Origin of the sequence: Tessaracoccus massiliensis (assembly GCF_000826065.2) — a bacterium.
Taxonomy (GTDB): Bacteria; Actinomycetota; Actinomycetes; order Propionibacteriales; family Propionibacteriaceae; genus Arachnia; species Arachnia massiliensis_A.
Genome location: NZ_LN623540.1, coordinates 95,969 through 115,406 on the forward strand (window position 1 = coordinate 95,969; position 19,438 = coordinate 115,406).

At 68.0% G+C, this 19,438-nt stretch carries 20 protein-coding genes; 3 read left to right on the forward strand and 17 right to left on the reverse strand.

The annotated features are described in order from the left end of the window. The first annotated feature begins 30 nt into the window (after positions 1-30). Positions 31-690, forward strand: coding sequence for an O-methyltransferase (locus BN1186_RS03280; protein ID WP_040282498.1), 660 nt, complete (start codon positions 31-33; stop codon positions 688-690). Here BN1186_RS03280 and BN1186_RS03285 read toward each other — a convergent pair. The 9 genes from BN1186_RS03285 to BN1186_RS03330 all read right to left on the reverse strand — a co-directional run bounded on the left by BN1186_RS03285 (position 687) and on the right by BN1186_RS03330 (position 10,833). Next, positions 687-1,118: a DUF7715 family protein gene (locus BN1186_RS03285; RefSeq protein WP_052459723.1), complete on the reverse strand. Its 432-nt coding sequence runs from the start codon at positions 1,116-1,118 to the stop codon at positions 687-689. The two genes, BN1186_RS03280 and BN1186_RS03285, sit on opposite strands and share 4 nt — an antisense overlap. 60 nt (positions 1,119-1,178) lie before the next feature. Next, complete coding sequence (locus BN1186_RS03290) at positions 1,179-2,135, reverse strand: AEC family transporter (protein ID WP_040282500.1); 957 nt, start codon at positions 2,133-2,135, stop codon at positions 1,179-1,181. A gap of 97 nt (positions 2,136-2,232) precedes the next feature. Next, positions 2,233-2,727 carry a PKD domain-containing protein gene (locus BN1186_RS03295; RefSeq protein ID WP_139650787.1) on the reverse strand — a complete coding sequence of 165 codons (495 nt, stop codon included), beginning with the start codon at positions 2,725-2,727 and terminating at the stop codon, positions 2,233-2,235. 437 nt (positions 2,728-3,164) lie between these two features. Beyond that, positions 3,165-3,812, reverse strand: coding sequence for a hypothetical protein (locus BN1186_RS03300; protein WP_040282501.1), 648 nt, complete (start codon positions 3,810-3,812; stop codon positions 3,165-3,167). Between the two features lie 143 nt (positions 3,813-3,955). Further along, positions 3,956-4,843, reverse strand: a complete 888-nt coding sequence (locus BN1186_RS03305; RefSeq protein WP_040282503.1) for a ribokinase — start codon at positions 4,841-4,843, stop codon at positions 3,956-3,958. A gap of 317 nt (positions 4,844-5,160) precedes the next feature. Continuing rightward, complete coding sequence (locus tag BN1186_RS03310) at positions 5,161-5,469, reverse strand: helix-turn-helix domain-containing protein (RefSeq protein ID WP_040282505.1); 309 nt, start codon at positions 5,467-5,469, stop codon at positions 5,161-5,163. Positions 5,470-5,653: 184 nt separating this feature from the next. Beyond that, positions 5,654-6,160 carry an ATP-binding protein gene (locus BN1186_RS03315; RefSeq protein WP_040282508.1) on the reverse strand — a complete coding sequence of 169 codons (507 nt, stop codon included), beginning with the start codon at positions 6,158-6,160 and terminating at the stop codon, positions 5,654-5,656. Between the two features lie 61 nt (positions 6,161-6,221). Continuing rightward, on the reverse strand, positions 6,222-9,917 hold the full coding sequence (locus BN1186_RS15355; protein ID WP_040282510.1) for a hypothetical protein: 3,696 nt from the start codon (positions 9,915-9,917) through the stop codon (positions 6,222-6,224). A 1-nt stretch (position 9,918) separates the two neighbouring features. Then, positions 9,919-10,833 (reverse strand): hypothetical protein, encoded by a 915-nt coding sequence (locus BN1186_RS03330; RefSeq protein ID WP_040282512.1) that lies wholly within the window; start codon positions 10,831-10,833, stop codon positions 9,919-9,921. 227 nt (positions 10,834-11,060) lie between these two features. Between BN1186_RS03330 and BN1186_RS16210 the strand changes: the two genes are divergently transcribed. Next, a complete protein-coding gene (locus tag BN1186_RS16210; RefSeq protein WP_040282513.1) occupies positions 11,061-12,596 on the forward strand; it encodes a PQQ-binding-like beta-propeller repeat protein in 1,536 nt (511 codons plus the stop codon). A 74-nt stretch (positions 12,597-12,670) separates the two neighbouring features. Here BN1186_RS16210 and BN1186_RS03340 read toward each other — a convergent pair whose 3' ends face one another. The 5 genes from BN1186_RS03340 to BN1186_RS03360 form a co-directional block, all read right to left on the reverse strand. Beyond that, positions 12,671-13,249, reverse strand: coding sequence for a sulfite exporter TauE/SafE family protein (locus BN1186_RS03340; protein ID WP_139650791.1), 579 nt, complete (start codon positions 13,247-13,249; stop codon positions 12,671-12,673). Between the two features lie 164 nt (positions 13,250-13,413). Further along, entirely contained in the window at positions 13,414-14,565 is a 1,152-nt protein-coding gene (locus BN1186_RS03345) for a right-handed parallel beta-helix repeat-containing protein (RefSeq protein WP_040282515.1), read from the reverse strand. A 92-nt stretch (positions 14,566-14,657) separates the two neighbouring features. Continuing rightward, positions 14,658-15,158, reverse strand: a complete 501-nt coding sequence (locus tag BN1186_RS03350; protein ID WP_040282517.1) for a TspO/MBR family protein — start codon at positions 15,156-15,158, stop codon at positions 14,658-14,660. A gap of 10 nt (positions 15,159-15,168) precedes the next feature. Further along, positions 15,169-15,699: a MarR family winged helix-turn-helix transcriptional regulator gene (locus BN1186_RS03355; RefSeq protein WP_052459726.1), complete on the reverse strand. Its 531-nt coding sequence runs from the start codon at positions 15,697-15,699 to the stop codon at positions 15,169-15,171. Between the two features lie 110 nt (positions 15,700-15,809). Continuing rightward, on the reverse strand, positions 15,810-16,463 hold the full coding sequence (locus BN1186_RS03360) for a cytidylate kinase-like family protein (protein WP_040282519.1): 654 nt from the start codon (positions 16,461-16,463) through the stop codon (positions 15,810-15,812). A 128-nt stretch (positions 16,464-16,591) separates the two neighbouring features. On the opposite strand from BN1186_RS03360, the gene BN1186_RS03365 reads away from it, so the two are divergent. Then, the gene (locus BN1186_RS03365; protein WP_218975390.1) at positions 16,592-17,086 is read left to right on the forward strand and encodes a DUF456 domain-containing protein; all 495 of its coding nucleotides are present in this window, start codon (positions 16,592-16,594) and stop codon (positions 17,084-17,086) included. Between the two features lie 28 nt (positions 17,087-17,114). Here the strand turns inward: BN1186_RS03365 and BN1186_RS15360 are convergent, their stop codons facing one another. From BN1186_RS15360 to BN1186_RS03380, 3 genes are read right to left on the reverse strand one after another with little or no spacing between them, the layout of a single operon-like run. Continuing rightward, positions 17,115-17,432 (reverse strand): hypothetical protein, encoded by a 318-nt coding sequence (locus tag BN1186_RS15360; protein WP_180349007.1) that lies wholly within the window; start codon positions 17,430-17,432, stop codon positions 17,115-17,117. 17 nt (positions 17,433-17,449) lie between these two features. Continuing rightward, positions 17,450-18,220 carry a hypothetical protein gene (locus BN1186_RS15925; protein ID WP_246043228.1) on the reverse strand — a complete coding sequence of 257 codons (771 nt, stop codon included), beginning with the start codon at positions 18,218-18,220 and terminating at the stop codon, positions 17,450-17,452. A 3-nt stretch (positions 18,221-18,223) separates the two neighbouring features. Next, the gene (locus BN1186_RS03380) at positions 18,224-19,216 is read right to left on the reverse strand and encodes an acetylxylan esterase (protein ID WP_040282525.1); all 993 of its coding nucleotides are present in this window, start codon (positions 19,214-19,216) and stop codon (positions 18,224-18,226) included. Positions 19,217-19,438: the final 222 nt, after the last annotated feature.

Here is a 19,438-nt window from a genome sequence, read left to right on the forward strand (position 1 = left end):
GGCCGCCAGGCCATGCCTTAGGCTCTGAGCATGGCCGACTCACCGACGCCTGAGGCCCTCGACGACATCTTCGCGCCCCTCGCCGGCGAGGACGACGCCCTCTCCGCTGCCCGCACCGCCACCGACGTGACCCGCCCCGGCATCGAGGTCTCGCCGTCTTTCGGCCGACTCCTGCACATCCTCGCCGCCGCCTCCGGAGCGAAGCGGGTCCTCGAATTCGGCACGTTGGCCGGCTACTCGACGATCTGGCTGGCCCGCGCCGTCGGCCCCGCCGGACGCGTGGTCAGCCTAGAACTGGAGCGCAGCAACGCCGAGACCGCCCGCCGCCACCTGGAGGAGGCGGGCGTCAGTTCGTGGGTGGACATCATGTGCGGGCCCGCCGCCCGCACCTCCGCCCGCCTCGCGGAGCTGGATGTGGAACCCTTCGACTTCGTGTTCATCGACGCCGACAAGGCCTCGCTGCCCACCTACCTCAGCCGCGCCGTCGAGCTCACCAGCCCCGGCGCACTGATCGTGATCGACAACGTGGTGCGCGACGGGCGCGTGCTGCACCCGGATGATGACGACAGCCGCGGAGTGCGCGCCGCCCTCGCCGCCGCCAACGAGGACCCCCGCTTGGAGGTGGCCGCGATCCAGACGGTGGGCACGAAGGGCTGGGACGGGTTCGCCGTCCTCCGCAGGAGCAGCTAATCCATCGTGCCCAGGTAGCTCTCCAAAGCCTCCGGCGAGGTGTAGAGAAGATCCAACCGGCGCCGCAGCTGGGTCCCTGCCTCGAACCGCTCCGTGATCCGCTGCAGCCCGTGGAAGATCTGGCCCACCACTGCGGCCCTGTCGCAGGGATTCATCAGCGACGGGTCCAGCCAGCCCTGTGCTTCGAGGCTGGCCTCGATCGCCATGCAGAGATCCTCCTCACTCAGCTCTGTCTCCACCACGCTGGCGGTGGTGCATGCTCGGTGGGACATCAGCCCAGAGAACCCCCTCCCGCAGCCGCAGCCGCCGTCGGGGTCTCGTCGGTCTCTGCCGCAGGGCTCCTGAAGGTAGACCAGCTCCCCTTCCACGCAGAAGTTGTAATCGCCCTCGATGGGTTCCAGGGCCTTGCTTGCAACGAGTACTTTCATCGTTTACCTCCTACCCAGAACGCTAGGAGAAGCCTCTGACATTTTCCGCCAGGCGCTCGATTACAGCCAGCCGATCGCGGTGAGGCCCAGCATCCAGGCGGTCAGCGTGACGAACGAGCACACCGTCGAGAGCATCATCGATGCCGCACCCAGGTCGCCTTCGCCATGCTGCTCAGCGACCGTGGCCATCACCGACATCGACGGCAACGCAGCGGTGAGCACGGCGGCGACGCGCAGCTCCAAGGTCAGCGCGGGCAGCCCGAGCATCGGGAGCAGGGTGACGAGTGCGACGGCGAGCACGGGCATGAGCAGCAGCTTTCCGCCCACGGCGGTGAGGATGTCGCGCAGTTGCCCGCGGAGTTTGAGGCCCACGAGCATCCCGCCGATCGCGAAGAGGGCGACCGCGGAGCTGCTGTTGGCCACGATGGTGACCGAGCGGTCCAGGACCTCGGGCAGCTCGACCGCGAAGGCCTCCACGAGCAGCGCGGCGACGATCGCGATCACCATCGGGTGCGTGACCACGCGTCGCACGATCCCCAGCAGCTGCCTGACCCAATGGCCGCCGCGCCCGCTGGCGGCCTCGAACATCGCGATCGCCACGGGGATGATGAGCACGTTGTCCACCAGCATGGCCATGCCGACGGCGAGCCCCGCCACGTCGGGCAGCAGGATCAGGAACATGGGAAACCCGACGAACCCGTTGTTGGTGCCGCTCATCGCGAACGCGACGGTGGCCGCGCGCTTCGCGGACAGCCCCCGCGCGCGGGCGTAGAGCAGGCCGAGGGCGATCATGGCCATGGCGGCGACGGCGTAGGTGAGCAGCCACGTTGGGTCGAGGATCTCGGCGAGCGTGCGCCCGGCGACGTTGACGAACACCAGCGCCGGCAGCGCCACCTTGACGACGTAGGTGGACAGCACCGTCATGTCGCCGCGTTTGAGCGACCCGAACCGGGTGACCAGATACCCCAGCGCGACGATCAGGAAGATCGGCACGGTGGAGGAGAGCACGTCGGTCACCCCAGCACGCTATCGCTGCGCCCGGATCGACGACCACCTTGCCGCTTGTTGCCGCGGGGATCAGCAGAGTGGGTGGCTGCGGGGCTCTTCCGTCATTTCAGCCTTGCGTGTTGAGCGACTGGTACTCCCCCACCAGATAATCAGCACTCCGCGACAACGAGAACGGCAACGTCCCCGACTGCCCACCACCGCTCCACTGCACATTCCAATACGACGTCGCGGTCACCTCATACGTCCCCTTCTGCTCGTAGACATGCCCACAATCAGGAGATGCAACATTCTTCCCACCCTGCGACCTGGCCGCCGACCACGGCGTCCCCTTCCCACAGGTCACCACCGTGCCATCGCCCATGTCCCACTCCACACGGTCAACCTCCGCAGTCAGCGTCACTGTAATTCCGCTCCCCGAATCCGACGACGAAACAGGCCCCCACTGCTGCTGCGACGGCGTCTCCGCCCACATCCAGGTATTCCAGCCCACAAAACTCATCCGCACATCACTATCCCCGGCCGGAAACATCCCGAGCTCCACCGCCTGCAGATCAATCCGAGCCAACAGCCGCAATGCGACCTCCCGCGGATCGACCCGCACCGCCTCCGGCGGACCCGGCAACCACCGCAACGCCGTCATATTCGGATCTGGAAGAAGACCGAAACCGGGTCGCGTGCACAGATAAATCGCCCCATCCGTACGCCCACCCCACACAGCCTCCGACAACGGCGGCTGCGTCGGCGCCAACCGACACCACGCCCCCACCGCCGAACTCCAGGATCCCATTGGCATGTCACAGTCAATTGCCTTGCCTTGGTAGGAACACACCCGCGGCTGCGACGGAGGCGCAGGCTGTGGGCGCGGGCTCCCACCTCCTGAGCCATTCCCTGGCCTTTCAGTGCCTCCGCCAAGGGGAATCCAGAGAAGACACTCACCCGAAAGTTGATCCCTCTTCGAACAGATCGCATCGTCCGCTGTCGCGCTACCCGCGACAATGAGCATCAGTAGTGCGCCAAACAGGGGGCTCAGCCAACGCTTCAACATGGCTCATCACCGTTGCGAACGACTGCAACCCTCCAGACTCCGTCTAGCCCCTGCTCCATGGTCGAGACCTCTTTGAAACGCGGTTGCAGGTGGTCGGTAGGGAAAACCTCTCCGTCATACGTCACAACTCTCCCTTGGCTGCGGTCCACGCAGTAGGAGAGAGCCACCTGCGGCTGACCGCCTTCTCCTGTCGGCTGCATCTCGCCGATGGTCAGTGAGTCAAAAGACAGGCCTCCTCTGGATTGAATTCTCCGCTCACGGTAGAGCTGCACGGTGTCCAAGACGATGTTCTGCTCTTCCCCGGTCGTCACATTCTGCGTCTCGGTGAAATCGGTGTAGCCATCTGGATCAGCAAGATACTTGTCCATGACCCGCTGATACTCCTGCCAGGCTGCGATGATCGCCGCCGACTCCGGATCCTCCGTCGGCAGATCAGCCGGGTACGACTGGAACACCGACGGCGTGGGCGTAGGAGTGGGGCTGGGCGACTCCGTCGTCGGCGACGGACTCGGGCTCACCACCGGCGACTCTGACACCGTCGTCTCCACCGGCTCCGGGCTTGGGCTCGGCGACTCCTCATCCCCAGGCGAGCAACCGACCAGCAGCGCGACAACAGCTACGGAAGTAAGAACCAGCCGCATCAGAAACTCCGATCCACGTGGAGCTTCATCTAAACAAGCACAAGGGTCACTTTGGAACCCCTAACCCAAACCTGTGGATAACTTCGGCGTCGATGACGGGGCAATTCGCTGCACTCGAGGTGTCAGGCAAGCTACGGGGCCCTCTACTTGAGTTCCGCGCGACTCGGGTACGACGACTGCGCACCCCTCTTCGTCACCGCAATCCCGGCAACCCTCGAGGCGAACGACGCAGCCTCGGCCAATCCCGATCCTTCGGCCAACCGCACAGCCAGCGCGCCGACGAAGGCGTCGCCCGCGCCGGTGGTGTCCACCGCCTCCACCTCCGCAGCCGCAACGTGCACCGGATCTCCCCCGGTCTCAGCCACGAACGCGCCGGCTGCCCCCATCGTCACCACCACAGACCTGGCTCCAAGTTCCAGCAGCGCCGCTGCCAATCCGGCTCCATCCTCCGGAGCCCCGTCCCCCAGTAGCGATGCGGCCTCGGACTCGTTGACCACCAGGGGGTTGCACTCCGCCAGCAACTCGGCAGGCAGCGGGGCGGCCGGCGCCGCGTTGAGCACCAAACGGGCGCCGGGTGCGTACCACACGGCCTCCACCACCGATTCCAGCGGGATCTCCAACTGCGCCACCACCACCCGGGCGTCGGCCAGCAACACCTCGTTGCCGGCGACGACCTCGGGCGTCACCTGCCGGTTGGCGCCGGGCGCGACGATGATCGAATTCTCTCCATCCGGAGTGAGCATGATGATCGCGACCCCGGTGGGCCCGCCCACGCGCACCGTCCCCGAGAGGTCGACGCCGGCTCCGGCCAGTGAGCCGACGAGCAGGTCGCCGGACGAATCAGCACCCACGCAGCCGATGAACGCCACCGCCCCGCCGAGCAGCCCTGCCGCTACGGCCTGGTTGGCGCCCTTGCCGCCAGGGGTGAACGTCAGGTCTGAGCCCAGGATGGTCTCGCCGTCCACCGGCCGGTGCTCGATCTCCACCACGTGATCGACGTTCGCCGACCCGATCACCACTACCTCAGCCATCGCCTCTCCCTTCAGCCCATCATTATCTCTACCTCACAGGGGTGCAGGTGTGGATAATCCACAACGATGCCCTCTGTACGCAGAGATATTTCCGCACCGCTGAAGCACCACGCTTCGCTGGTTGGGCCCGCGAGTCCTACGCGCCGTCCTCACTGTTCGTGAGTCGCCGTGAGCCGAGAAACCACCCGGTTTCGACACAACCGCGCCCCTCGCAAACTCGGGGGCGGTTGGCTCAACCAGCGCTCGGGGGCAGTTGGCTCAACCAGCGCTCGGGGGCAGTTGGCTCAACCAACGCTCGGGCGCGACTCAACCAGCGCTCAGGGACCGGGCTCGGCGACCTGGAACGCCCTCACCAACTCCACCCGATGCCGCACGCCCATCTTCACGAACACTCTCGTCAGATGGCTCTCCACCGTCTTGATGCTCACGCTCAGCCGCTCGGCGATCTCCCGGTTCGTCAGCCCCTCCACCGCCAGCCGCGACACCTCCCGCTCCGACGGCGTCAACCCCACCCCGTCCGACGACGGCCTCAGCCCCGACATCGCCAACTCCCGCTCCGCGCGCTCCCGCCACGCCACGGCCCCCAGCGACGACGCCCTGGCCAAGGCCCGCTCCAGGTACTTCACGGCCGCCCTCCGCTGTCCGCGACGACGCAGCAGCGCCCCAACGCCAACTCCGCCCGCACCTGCATCACCGGCCCAGCCTCCAGGTCGACGGCGGCACGGAGCAGCGACTCAGCCTCGGTCAGCGACCCCCGCGCAACGGCAACCGCGGCCGACCCCCGCAGGCCACTCGAGGCCCCGTACGCGCTCAACCCCACGGCCCCGGGCCCGGCCAGCACGGCCTCCGCCTCATCGACACGGGGCGGTGGGCCAGCAGCACCAGCACCCGGCCGTCGAGGCGGCGCAGGGCATAGCGCAGCATCTGGAGGGAGGAACGGTCGCACCAGTGCAGGTCGTCTATGGCCAGCACCACCGTCACATCCTCCTGCGCGGCCAACGACCCCAGCAGTTGCTCCGCGTACCGGATCGACGACGGCGAATCCGCCGACACCGCCCCCGTCGCCCGGCGCAGGAGCTGCTCCGAGACGCCGTGCTCGATGAGCCGCTCGGCCAGGTCACAGGTCACGCGCCACACGCAACAGCGGGCTGCGGGACCGGCCGAAGCCAGTTCCACAGCCCGCTGCAGCAGCGTCGTCTTGCCCGCCCCCGCGTCGCCCTGGAGCCAGACCACCTGGGCCTGCCCCTGCCGGGCGAACGCGAGGGATTCCACGATGAGCCTCAGCTCACCGTCGCGGCCCACGAGCGGCGCGTCCATGGCGGCCTCCTCCGAGAGGGAGCCTCAGGCTACTCCGCCCGCACGACGGAAGATAGAGCTGTCACCAGTCGGCCAACCCCCTCACGGACCACAGTTGCCGGGTGCCCTTCGGCTGGCGGGGGCACAGGAAGGAATCCATGAACGTGATGGACTCGATGGCCATGGCGGCGCCGCGGCCCTTCGGGTCAAACGCTGCAGTGGAGAGGTACAGCGAGTTTCCCGGGCCGATGTCGCCGGAGATCTGCCACCTCGTCACCGCCTGGAACCTGAACGGCGCCACGCCCCGCGTGTCCTGGCCGGCGCGGTTCATCCGGTACACCGGTTCGCCCGGGTAGGGGAACCACGGTGTGATGACCTCGTCGTTGACGGCGTGCTCGCTCGAGAACTGCATGTCGCCCTCGTGTCGCCACGACGTGCCGCCCCACTCCGCGGCGAAGATGCCTTCCTCCGAGGAGTCGCCCACCAGCACGGCGATGCTCACGCAGGAGGCTCGCTTCATGGGCGGCAAGTCGATCTTCAGCGTGGTGGAATCGGTCACACCCTCCCCCCGGTGCGCCGGGCCGGGCTTGCCCTTGCTGCCGGCGCCCGGGTCCCAGAAGCTGGTGCCACCCGTGCCCAGCACGGGGTAGCGACCCTTGAGGAACTGGGCTTCCGGCCGGGTGTCCTCGTACTGGTTGAGGACGGTGGGCGGCAGGCTGAAGTCGCCCTTCACGATGGCCGCCGAGCCAGGCGACGGCGGACCGTCGACCCACTCGGCCGCGATCGGCACGCGATCCTCGTACCACGCGTCATCCCCGCCATAGATGTACTCCCGCAGCTCGATGGCCTTGGCGAACTCGAGCGCGTCGATGACCACCGGGTCGGGCGGATCCGTCGTGGGCGGGTCCGTCGGATCTGGAGGGTCCGTCGTCGGAGGGTCGGTGGGATCGGGATCAGGGTCGGGCCTGGGCACGGTGAGCAGGTCGTAGTAGTCGTAGTTCCAGTCGACGAGGTTCCACCGGAGGATGTCGCCCTCGAGGATGGTGAGGTCGGTCACGTCGACGTTGATCACGGGGATCTTCAGCGAGACCTGCACCAGCACGCTGCCCGTGAAGTAGATCTTCACCCGGGCCATCAGGCCGTTTGCCTCCATCTTGGCGTCCAGATCGACGCCGGCCTTCAGGCCGAAGCCCAGCGCCGGGCCGAACGTGTCGTAGAGCATCAACTTGGCCATGATCTCCGGCCCGGCGGCTGCGCGCACCTGACCTTGGAAGATGGCGTCGCTGTCCATGACGGGGTCGCCGAACTTGGTGGCACCGTCATTGATCGCGGCCCACTTGCCGTCCCTGTACGCGAAGCCGATCTTGAACCACGCCTCAGAGACCTGCGTGAACCCCAGGTGGAAAGCGGCCGACATCGAGACGTTCGCCTTGATGGTGAGGTCCACATTGAACGCGATCACCACAGGGACAGGCCCCACGAACACGGTCATGGTGGGGAATCTCAGCAGCGGGATGCTGCTCTTCCACTCCTTCTTCCAGGCGCCGTTGATGTCGAGGTCTCCCTCGAGCCGAACCTGCACCCTGGTCAGCAGCGAGGTCTCGAACTGCTTGACCACCGGATAAGGAAGGGGCCCAGCCCACGCCACGTCGACTTCGAGGACGAACACCACCTCCATGCCGATGGCGGACATGCCCTCAAGCTTCATGTCGTAGGACACGGCGCCCTTGGTGCCCTTGTCCTGCAGCTTGAAGTCCCACACATCGGTGTACTCGGATTCGCCCGTGGTCTGAGCCTTCGACGGCGGCGGGTCGCCGCCCTGATCGTCCTCCGGCCTGGGTGGGCGCGGGACGGGCATGGCCATCGGGCCGACGGCGGCGCCCCTCAGCGCGTTGACACTGGCGCCGACGCGTCCGCTCCAGTCGGTGGGCGGCTCGTCGATCTCGGTGTCGTCCGTCACGGCCTCCATCTCCGCCTCGTGTGGCAACTCGACGAACGCCTCGTCAGCGGGGACGACGGCGTGCCCCGTCAGCGCCACCCCGCCCGGTTCGGTGGCGGGTAGCTCGACGGGACGTGCGCCGGGCAGCATCGGCTGCCACGCCTCGCGCTTGACCTGGAGGAAGACGTCCTCCAGGGTCGCAGGGCCGGTGTGGACCACGAAACCGTCGGGAGTCTCGTCGACGGCGCGCACCCGCCGCAGGAACCCGTCGGGGGCTGCTTCGGTGACGTCGCTGACGATGACCTCTCCCGGCACGAAGCCCGGGTCGGTGGCGAAGGCCACGGCGTCGTCGGTCAGTTCCAACTGTTCGGGGTCGTCGTCGGAGCGGCCGAGGATGATCACGTCGTCCTGGATGATCACGGCCTCCGCACCGGGGATGGTGAAGATTCCGCGCCAGGTGGTGGCTGTGCGGGTGTCGTCGCGACCGATGAGCGTGAACACATAGGCGCGTTCGCCGGGTTCGCGGATGCCGGTGGTGAATTCCCACGTCACGCCGCTGGCGGACGGGCGCATGGTGGCCAGGCCCAGAAGGTGGCCCTGGAGGGTCACTTCGATGCGCTGCGGGGTGCTGGTGCGCAGATCGAGGTGGCCGGAGAAGGTGACAGTGAGGTGGTCACCCAGGTCGACGGGGCCCTGCACGGGCGAGTCGACGGTGATGGGGCCTTGGAGGGCAGGCGCACCGGCGTCGCCGATGAAGCTGCCCAACACCATCACCCTGGCGGTGGCGGAGCCGTGGTGCAGCACCATCTCGGCGTCCTCGATGGGGAGGATCACCAGTTGGGGTTGGGCGCCGGTGGCCGGGTCGACGACGGCGCCGCGGGTGCGGCCCGGGCGGAGGTCGCCGGCCTCGAGCGCGGTGAGCTTGGCGGCGGCGGCCCAGATGAGTGCCATCACGTGGCTGGCGTCGGCGCGGCCGTGCACCTCGACGGGTTTCGGGGTGGGGTTGGCGGTGTAGCTGATGGGCAGCTTGTGCGGCTCCGGCCAATAGGCCCCGGGGCCGTTGTTGGGGCCGGCGGTGGCACCGGTGACCCAGCCGCGCACGTGCAAGCCGACGGTGACGGGCACGCCCGCGGTGACCTCCACGTCGCCGGCCGCAGAAGGCGTCAGCACGGTGGAGAGCACGGTGGTGCCGGGCTTGACCGGCAGCGTCTGCGCGCCCACCTTGACCGTGGTGGCCGTGGTGGCACGCACGGTGAGGCTGGCGTGGACGGCGCGCACGCCGTCGGATGGGACGCCGCCGGCGCCGACGAGGCCGAAGGTGGCGCTGTCGCCGGGGCCGGCGCTGAGGAGGGATCCGTCAGCCGGGCGGGCGACAGCGGTGGGCAGCGCCAACGTGACGCCTGCGCTGGCGGCGGTGCCGCCGAAGGTGGCCAGCACCTCCACTCGTGCCTGCGCGGTGCGCGTGGCCAGGACGGAGAACTTGCCGCTGGTCAGCGGGACCAGCACCGTCGTGGAGGAGGAACGACCCTTGGCCACGTGGAGCGCGTGCGCGCCGGCGGCCGAGATCTGCGTGTCCACGTCGGGCGAGAACACGGAGAGCCGGATCAGCGCCGAGTGCATGCCTGCGCCGCCGGCAGGGAAGGCGACGGCCTCACCCCCGGGCAGTGGTTCGCCGCGGCCGGACGGTGAGTCGAGGGCGGGGACCATGTCGTCGATGCGCTTGGGGATGGGCGTGCCGTCGTCGCCGGGGGCGGCGTTGGCCGCCAGCGGCGCCATCGTGAGCAGCAGCGCGAACGCCGCGATGAAGGTCAGCAACGAGCGGATGAAACGGGCGATCATGTCAGCCCCTCCAGCTCGGTGCGCCGAACATCACGATGTGGTTGAAGACCCACTTGTTGCTCTGCGAGAAGGTGTATCCACCTGCAGGCTTCGCGGTGGCGGCGTAGACCGTGGTCATGATGTAGCTGCGGCAGGCGCCGTTGCCGGTCTGCGGGGTGTGGCATTCGGTGCGCCACTGGCGTCCTCCGGAGGTGAAGCCGGCCATGTTGTGCATGGCAAGCGGGTTGCCGTGCCAGGAGGCCTCGGTCATGTACGGGAGGTAGGTGAGGTTGTTGAACGCCCAGCCCTCCTTGCGCACGAAGCGGCCGTCCTCGAGCAGGACGACGGTGGCCCAGATCTCGGTGCGGCAGCGCTCGGTCTGCGAATAGGGCTGGCAGGAGGTGCTCCAGTCGCGTCCGTTGAGGCCCTTGCGGAGGCCCGGCAGCGTGTAGGGCGCGGTGCGCACGTAGGTGTGGCCGGGGTCGGTGGGCGTGGTCGGTGCCGTGGGCGTTGCGGGGGGCGGGGTGCTCGGATCGTCCATGCCGCGGAAGTTGAGCGTGGCGGCGTCCGAGTGGAGGATGCGGTCGCTCACATCGGCGAACATGACCGAGACCGTCGCCCTGGCGGGCGCGCGAAGGGCCACCTCGAGGGTGGACGGGCCGCGGTCGTGGACGACGATCCCGGTGATGCCGAACGGGCCGGTGCGCATCTCGACGCCAGCGCCGTCGAGGCGCACCACGGCCTGGGTGTGGGTGAGGCCTGGGGATTCGACGTCGATCCACAGTTGGGTGGCCCCGGGGGTGGCGGGCAGCGCGACTGCGACGAACCCGTTGGGTTTGATCGTCACGTCAAGCGCGTGCGCCGTGGGGATGAACCACGCTGCGATGAGCGTGGCGAAGAGGGTCAGCGAAATCGTTCGCCTTCGGGTGGGTGACACGTTGCGTCCTTTCGGGGGATGGCAATGCACCTACTCAGTGTTCGCTCCGGGGGCCCCGCGTCGCGTCGGGGTAACCCCTACAATCGCGGTCTCTGGTCACCGTCCAGCACGCTCATACCCGGGGCGTGAAACGTATCTCCACCGATTCGGGGGGTCGGTGTGGATTATCCACGCCGGCCCCCCGAATCGGTAGAGATGACGCTGATATCCCGGGTAACCTCGCCGCCGTGAGGTGGTGGCAGATCGGGAAACGCAGGCGGAAGCAGCCTGCCGTCGAGTTCGAGCGCCCTGAGGGCTGGGGCTCCCTCGATGGCTCCCCCGCCGCTCCCCAGGCGCCCACGCCCATGTCCACGCCAGACCCTGCCCCCGAGCCCCTCGATGGCTCCCCCGCCGCTCCCCAGGCGCCCACGCCCATGTCCACGCCAGACCCTGCCCCCGAGCCTGAGCCCCGGCCAGCGCCGCCGCCCGAACCTGCACCGTCGTCGCCCGAGCCTCGCCACGTCCCCAACCTGCCGCCCCGGCGACACCGCCGCACGGAGGTCGCCTCCATCGTCACGTTCATCGTGCTCGCGCTCATCGCGGGGTGGCTCCTGGTGGACCGGGCGCTGGAGGAGCGCCCGTCGCGTCCGTCCCTCTCGTCGGAGAGGAATCCAGCGCCACGCGCCACCGTGGACGCGCCCACCGTGTGGACCCTCAGCGCCGTGGATCTGCGCCCCGACCTCGCGGCGGGCATCTTCGAAAGTTCCATCGACGGCTTCCTCGACGATGCGGCCATCATCGACGCCGGCTCCACCTGGGCCGTGATCACGCTCGGGGATGACGGCGGCGACAACCGGTTGCACGGCCTTGACGCCAGCACCGGCGAGGAGCTCTGGACCCGCGACCTCGAGGGCGCCTACTGCTCCCCCACCCTCCTGCGCGACCACATCGCGTGCGCCGAGGCCACCGCGTGGGAGCAGGGGCAGGGCACCGGGTGGACGCTGCACCTCCTCAGCCCGGAGACGGGCGAGACCACGGTGTCGGCTGAATATGGCGGCTGGGTCGCGGGCATCGCGGTGGATCAGGATCACCTCATCCTCCTCGAGCAGCGGCTGCCTGCGCCGCACGCCGTGGTCACCGGGTTCGACGGCGAACTCAACCAGGCGTGGCAGCTCGACCTGTCAGGCGTGGAGGGCCACGACGGCCTGTTCTCCGAGAACCGCGTGTGGGTGCGGGCCGAGCGGTTCCCCGAGGGGCCGGCGCTGGACCGGCCGCGGTTCCGACGGGTGGGCGACGGTCTCAGCGCCCTGTGGATAGGCACCCGCACCGTCTTCATCGACGCCGCCACGGGTGAGCTCAAGGGCATGCCGTTCTGCAGCCGGCTGGTGGACGACGGGTCGCGGCTCTGGTGCAACGACGGCCCGGTCGCCATGGCCTACGACTACGATCTGCGTTTCGTCACCCGCACAGAGCGCGGCGTGCGCCTGGCGTTCCCCAAACCGCGCCTTGCCTCGGGACAGCGATGTGACCTTCCCCGCTTTCCTGGACGAGGACGGCACGCTGATGCACGTGGACAGCAACACCGGCGCCGCCGTCGGCGAGCTCCTCGATACCGGCATGGGCGAGGCGCTGGGCATGGAGGTTCCGCCGACTGTCACCACCGCAGGCGACCTGCTCATTGCCACGGACCGCACGAAGACCGCCGGGATCGACCCGGCCACCGGGGAGGTCCTCTGGGTCAACGGGTACGGCCTCCAACTCGGCACCACGGTGCTGACGGATGATTCGCTCCTGATCGTCGATTCAGACGTGCACGAACTCAACCTCGCCACCGGCGGCATCGTGGGCGCCTGGGATCTCACCCACGGATGGGAGATCCATGCCTTGCAGGAGGGCGTGGTATCGAGCTCGATGGATCACATCGCGTTGTTGGACCTGCCCTAGAGCCCGCCGCAGCCGGGCGACCCGTCGAGCCCGCGACACCAGCCACGGCCAACAGCGCCAGCGCCCCCGCCACGCTGAGCGGCCAGCCGCCGATGTCCCACGCGTGGCCCAGCAGAATGCCGCCCACGGAGGAGCCCAGGTAGTTGGCGACCATGGTCAGCAACGCGAGGAGCACCATCCCACCGATCAGGGTCAGCAGCACCGGGCCGGGCACCGTGCGCGCCAACCACCAGCCGGGGATGATGCCGATCAGCGCAGGCAGCGCCAGCCCGGCGGCCTTGCGCCACGACACGTGTTTGAAGGTGGACAGCAGCACCACGACGGCGACGCTGACGCCCATGATCTGGATCAGCGCCACGCCAGTGGCGGCGCCGAGCAGCAGGACGAGGGGCGGAGAGGCCACCAAGGCGTAGCCGAGGCCGGTGATGCGTTGGGTCGCCGACGCGAACAACACCGTGGCGCCCACGAGGAGCGCAAGCACCGCAACTGACACCGACGGCCTCCCTTGTCGACAGCCCCTCATCTTGCCAGCCTCCAGCCCACCCGCAAGAGTTCAGCTGCCTGAGATTTATCTCTACGAAATCAGGGGGTCAGTGTGGATTATCCACACCGACCCCCTGTTTTGGTAGAGATATGTCGCTCACCGAGGTGACAGGCTCACGGACGCTTCTCGGGCCCGCCGAACATGACGATGTTGTTGAAGACCCACTCGTTCTTCTGGCTGAACGTGTACCCGCCGGCTGCCTTCGGGGCGGCCGCGTAGACCGTGGTCATCGTGTAGCTGCGGCAGGCGTCGCGGCCGGTGGCGGCGGTGTCGCATTCGGTGCGCCACTGGCGCCCGCCTGAGGTGAACTGGCCGTTCTGGGTGGAGGCCGGGTCGCCCAGCCGGTTGCCCTTCCACGCCGCACGCGTCATGTACGGCAGGTAGGTGAGGTTGTTGAACGCCCACCCGGTTTCGCGGACGAACCGGCCGGCTTCCATCTTCACGACGGTGGCCAGGATCTCCGTGCGACACCGCTGCGTCCGGGAGTACGGCTCGCAGGTGGTCCGCCAGTCGCGGCCGTTGACCACGTGGTTGCCGGGCAGCGTGTACGGGGCGGCGGGCTTGAACTTCACCACCGGCTTCGGCTTCTCCACCTTGACGAAAGTGGCGCACTGTCCGCTGGCGGTGCCACCCACCACTTTGTCCCGGCCCTGCGGCGCGGCCACGTTGGCCTCGCATTCGAGGTTGCCGCCGATGGTGTTGTTGCGGATCGAGTTGGCCGCGACCCCCTTCAGCCCGCCGGTGTTGCGGGAGAAGATGAGGTTGCCTTCGATCGTGCTGTTGTAGAAGGCCAGCGACGAGCCACGGTTGTCAGTGACCGCGAGGTTGCCCTCGACGGTGCTGCCCCGCACCTGGAGCAGTGAACGGTTCCCGGTGAAGTTCACGTTGCCGCGAACCTTGGACCTGAAGGTGATCGTCGCCTGCGCCGTCGCGTTACTTACGGTGACGTCGCCGTCGACGACGCTCCCGTCATGGATGGACACGCTCACCGGCTCATTCACGGCGGTGACGTTGCCGGTGATGTGGGAGCCGCCCTGCGCTGCGAAGCTGCCCCGCTTGGCCTCGACGACGACGTCGCCCTTGACCGTCACGTCGTTGAGGACGCAGCTGAAGGCCGACTGCGACACCACCAAGTCGCCGTCGACGGTCTGGCCCCTCGTGACGTCCTGACAGTCGACGGTGGCGGCGTTGGCCGCCGGTGCCGCGACGGCCAGGCCCGCGAGGGCCATCGCGCCTGACACCAGAATGCTGAGCGTGCGCTTCATCCGGGATCTCCCACGTAGTTCGGTTGGGTCCCGTTATACCGCAGCGGGGTGCCATCGGGGCCTGTTCTCCGGTCCGCGGCGGCGCCGCCCTGCTACTCGGAGCGCTTGTTGCGACGCCAGATGGCGGCGGTGAGCACCGTGGCGAAGCTGCACCACAGCGCGTAGGGCGTCAGCTCGAGGCCCTTGCCCTGCTCCACGTCGCCGGAGCGCTTGGCCAGGCCGATGGAGCTGGCCGCCAGCAGCGCCGCGACCCCGGTGGCCGGGCCCAGCTTCTGCGCCTTGAAGAACGTCCAGCTCCAGCCCTGATTGAGCACGAGGTTGACGCCCAGAGCAGCGCGGTAGCGGTCAGCTTCGTCGTGGTCGCCCTGCGCCTCGAGCTTCTTGATGGTGCGTGCCGACGTCGCGGCGATGCCGGCGTACAGGCCCGTCCAGACGATGGGGAACAGCCAGCCCGGCGGCTGCCACTTCGGCTTGCTGAGGCTCTTGTACCAGAGCGAGTTGGTGTCGGTGGCGATGGATCCGGACACGGCGGTGGCCGTGGTCATGGCGAGGCTCTGGGCCCATGCCTTCTTGGCGAGGTCCTTCTTCTTCATGCTTACTCCTTCAATTGTCGACGGTGGGGGCACCGTCGCTGTCGGTCCCTGCGGTGGCGGCTTCGGGCGCGGGCTGCTGGGAGAGTTGGCCGAGGTGGTCCTCGAGCAGATGCGTCACGCGTCCGAAGAACGCCTCGACGACGTCCTGTTGCCCGGCCGGAAGCGACGTCACCTCGTCGTCGACGCGCCGCACGAGGGGCCCCATCAGCCCCATGATCTTCGGGTACACATCGGGCGCGACCGAGACGTGCACGCGGCGACGGTCTGCGTCGATGCGGCTACGCCGCACGTAGCCCGCGGCTTCGAGACGGTTGAGGATCGCCGTCGTGGTGGCGGCGGAGGCGCCGATCCGTTCGGCCAGCGCGCTCACCGTGGTGGGGCCGGCCGACGCCAGCATCGTGAGCGCCCGGTAATCGGTGAGGTTGAGGCCGAGGAGGCGCACCAGTTCGCGCTCGATCTCGTTGGAGAGGGTGATCACGGCTTGGAGCGCGTGGGCAACGGGGTGGAAGCCCGGCGTCGGCTCGTGGTCTGGGGTGCTCACAGCCCCACATTACCCCACTTCCATTGAATATCAAACCTATTTGACTATCTACCTGGCGGCCAGCGCTGGGGGCGCCAGCCCTTGGACGGAGGAGGCAGAAACGGGGCGACCTACGGGGCCTGGAACATTTCCCGCTGGAAGCGCTCCTCGATCGTCTGCTGCAGCAGATCGTCCACCTCCAGCTCCGTCACGGGAGAGCCGCCTGCGGTGGCGAGATGGCTCTGAGCCATGTCGACGATCCTCCGCACGGCCTCGTCCTGCGACACTTCAGAGGTGTCAATCACCAGGTCGTAACTGTCGTCGGACGCCCAGTTCTCGCCGTAGTAGCGGCGGACGAAGCGCGACTTCGTGTCCTGATCGCGCTCCACCATCTCCTGCGCGATGCCCTGGGACACCTTGCTGTCTTCCGTGACTCGCCTGATGCGTTCGTCAGTGGGCGCGGTGACCAGCACGTTGAAGACGTCCGAGTAGCCCTTCAGAGCGGCGAATCCGCCGCGGCCGAGGATGACGACGTCATATCTGGCGGCGATGGTGACAAGCGTCTTGTTCATCCATCCGATGGTCTGCATCGTGTTCTCGTTGAACAGGTCCATCAGCGACGGCGGCTTGTCGTAGAGCGATCCCAGCTGATTGAGGCCGTATTCGCTGATGACGGAGTCGATGAAGAAGCGATCGGCGAACTTCCAGCCCAGTTCCCGGGCGACTCTCTCGGCGATTCTGCCTCCGTAGGATCCGAGCTTGCGGGAGACGGTGATGGCGCTCATGGCCGACCTTTCTTTCGGTGCCCAGCGGTGGGCGTCAGGCTGTCCTTTCACTCTACGCGCGCGACCGCCCGCCAACCCGGGAAACGGGCGACAGTCGCGACGACGTGCTGGCGCTCTACCCTGGAAGCGTGACTGTTGAGATGATCGCCGCCCTAGTGGCCGGCGCCTTGGCCCTCGTCGGGCTGGCCGGCATCGTGCTGCCGGTGATCCCGGCCGGCAGCCTCCTCGTCGGCGCGGGCGCGTTGACCTGGGCCATCTGGGGCCACTCGCCGTGGGGGTGGGTCGCATTCGGCGTCGCGGCCGTGCTGCTGATCATCGGCGCGTTGAGCAGCCTGCTGCTGACCGGCCGATCCCTACAGCGCCACGAGATCCCCAAGTGGCCGGTGGCGGTGGGCGTCGTGTTCGGCATCGTCGGGCTGTTCGTGTTGCCGGGCTTCGGGCTGCCGATCGGCTTCGCGGTGGGCCTGCTGCTGGCCGAGTGGTACCGGGTGCGCAACCTCCGCACCGCCCTGACGACGAGCTGGCGCACCCTCAAGGCCCTCGGCCTGGGCATCTTGATCGAGTTCACCTGCGCGATGATCGCGACGGCGGCGGTGGGAGTCAGCATCGCGACGGCGTGGTGACTGTCCACGCCTCAACGCCCCCGATGGCTCACTTCTGTCTGCGCTCTGAGGCCACTGCAACCACCCACACCTCGCCGCGCTCCACCGCAGGCGACTCGCCGTCGGGAATGAAAACCGACTGTCCCCGTCCGAGTTCCAATCCCGCGAGCACGGCACCACCACTGTCCAGCGACACGGCAATTTTCGGTCCGCCGCCCGGCACCATGTCCCCGGTCACAAGCATGATCACCTCAAACTCATCTGCCGGCACCGCCAATCGCCCCGCGGCCCGCACATCGACAACGGCGGGCTCGACGCACCGTTGTCTGAGGTGCGGCACGTAGACCTCTGAGTCGATGAAGGTCATGTAGGTGACCCTGCGGTTCACTCCACGGCCCCCACAGCTGCGGGGCTGTGCGGATCACGAGGGTGTTCTCGCGGCGGTAGGTGGTCAGCGACACATAGCAGCCCAGGTATTCGTTCCAGGCGGCCGACATCTCGTTGGGCACGTTGTCGAACAGGCAGGCAGTCGGCGCCCACGTCGAGGACCATTCCGGCTCGATGTCCGGATTCTCGACGGTGGGTGCCGCCACCAGGTACTCGTAGGCCGCCAGGTCCTCGAGTTGCGAGGGCCGTGCCATCGGGCGCGACGAGTCGCGTGAAGTTGTAGTCGTCGTCGGCCCTGGCGATGCCCATGCCGTCGAGCTGGAAGGTTTCGAAGACGTCGAGCTTCTGGTCCATCGTGATGCGGTGGTAGTAGAGGTAGAGGCTGCCGTTCTGGTGGGTGCCGTGGATGGCCCAGAGGCGCTGGGTCGACTTGTGCTCGGGCGGCTCGAAGGCGATCATCTGCCGGGCACGCCGCCCGTCGGGCCCGGTCAGGTAGGTGAAGTCCTTGATGCCGTCGGAGATGTCCTGGAGCGGGACGATGGCGCCCGTGTTGGACAGCACCTCCATCAGGGAGAGGTACCGCACGGTTTCGAACGGGCCTTCGAGGGTGTCGCCGAAGATCCAGAAGGTCTCGTCGCCGGGGAGTTCAACGGAGGTGACCGCGTCCTGCCCGGAGATGTTGATGTCGTTGTCGAGGAACTGCACACCCAGGTCTCGCACCGAGGCGACCAGCGGGCTGTCTGAAAGGGTCTTGTTCCACGCTACCAACCGCTACCGCGTTGCCACCAGACCTTTGAGCCACTGGTGGATGCGCTCGATCTGATAGCCGGTGCCGCCCTCGTGCCCGTTGAAGGGGTAGACCTCGATGGCCTTCTCCCCCGCATAGTGACGGTAGGCCGAGTACACCGTCGACGGCGGGGTGATCTGGTCCATCAGCCCCACCGAGAACAGGCCGGGCATGGTGGCCCGGGCGGCCATGGACATGCCGTCGAAGTAGGAGAGCGTGCGCATCACCTGCGCGTGGCGCTGCGGGTAGGTGGCGAGGTAGTCGGCCACTTCCTTGTAGGGATAGGCGTCGGTCAAGCCGATGGCGCGGGGGAAGTTGCACATGAACGGGACATCGGGCGCGCAGCCGGCAATCTTCACGTTGCGGTGTCCCGCCAGCGCGGCGACCGCAAGCGCCATGGCCCCGCCCTGGCTGCCGCCCGTGACGAACAGCCGGTCCGCGTCCACCCGCTCGTGACTGGCGGCCGCCTCGGCCAGGCGCACGGCGTCGACGAAGAGGCGGCGGTAGTAGTAGAGCTCCGGGTCGAGGACGCCGGCGGTCATGAAGCCGGGAACGCTGCCGGAGGTCCGCAGGCCGGGGTCCTCGGAGCCGGGCTTCGGGCTGGGCGAGCGCCAGCCCTGCCCGCGTGCGTCGATGATGAACTGCGCATAGCCGCCCACGGCGTAGGCGATGTTCTCGAACGGCATACCGCGGCCGCCAGCGTAGCCGGTGTACTGCACGACGGTGGGCAGCGGACCCTCCGTGCCTCGCGGCAGCACGAGCCAGCCGTGGACGGTGGTGCCGTCGAAGCCGCGCCAGCTGATGTCGAACGCGTCGAGCACTGAGAGGTGGGTCTCGACCGGCTCGCAGATGAAGTCGAGCGGCCCGGACCCGTGATCGGTGAAGGTCTGGGCCCAGAAGTCGTCGAAGTCAGCGGGCTCGTTGAGCTCCGGTGCGAAGCGGGCCAGTTCCTCCGCGGGGAGGTCGAAGAATGCCATGGGTTCAGCCTAGTGCCCGCATGGCCCCTGAGCAGGTCGCCTGCGAGGATGAGCAGGGCGACACGACGAAAGGGCCCCGCAGCGTTTCCCGGCACCCTTCGCTGAGGCTGCCCTGCGAAGCAGGAGCCGGGCAGGTGCTCCTGCACGTGGCCGGCCGCGTTTGCACCCCTCGGACAGTCTCCCGCGCGAAGCGATCCTCGATCGTCTGCAGCAACAGCCGGC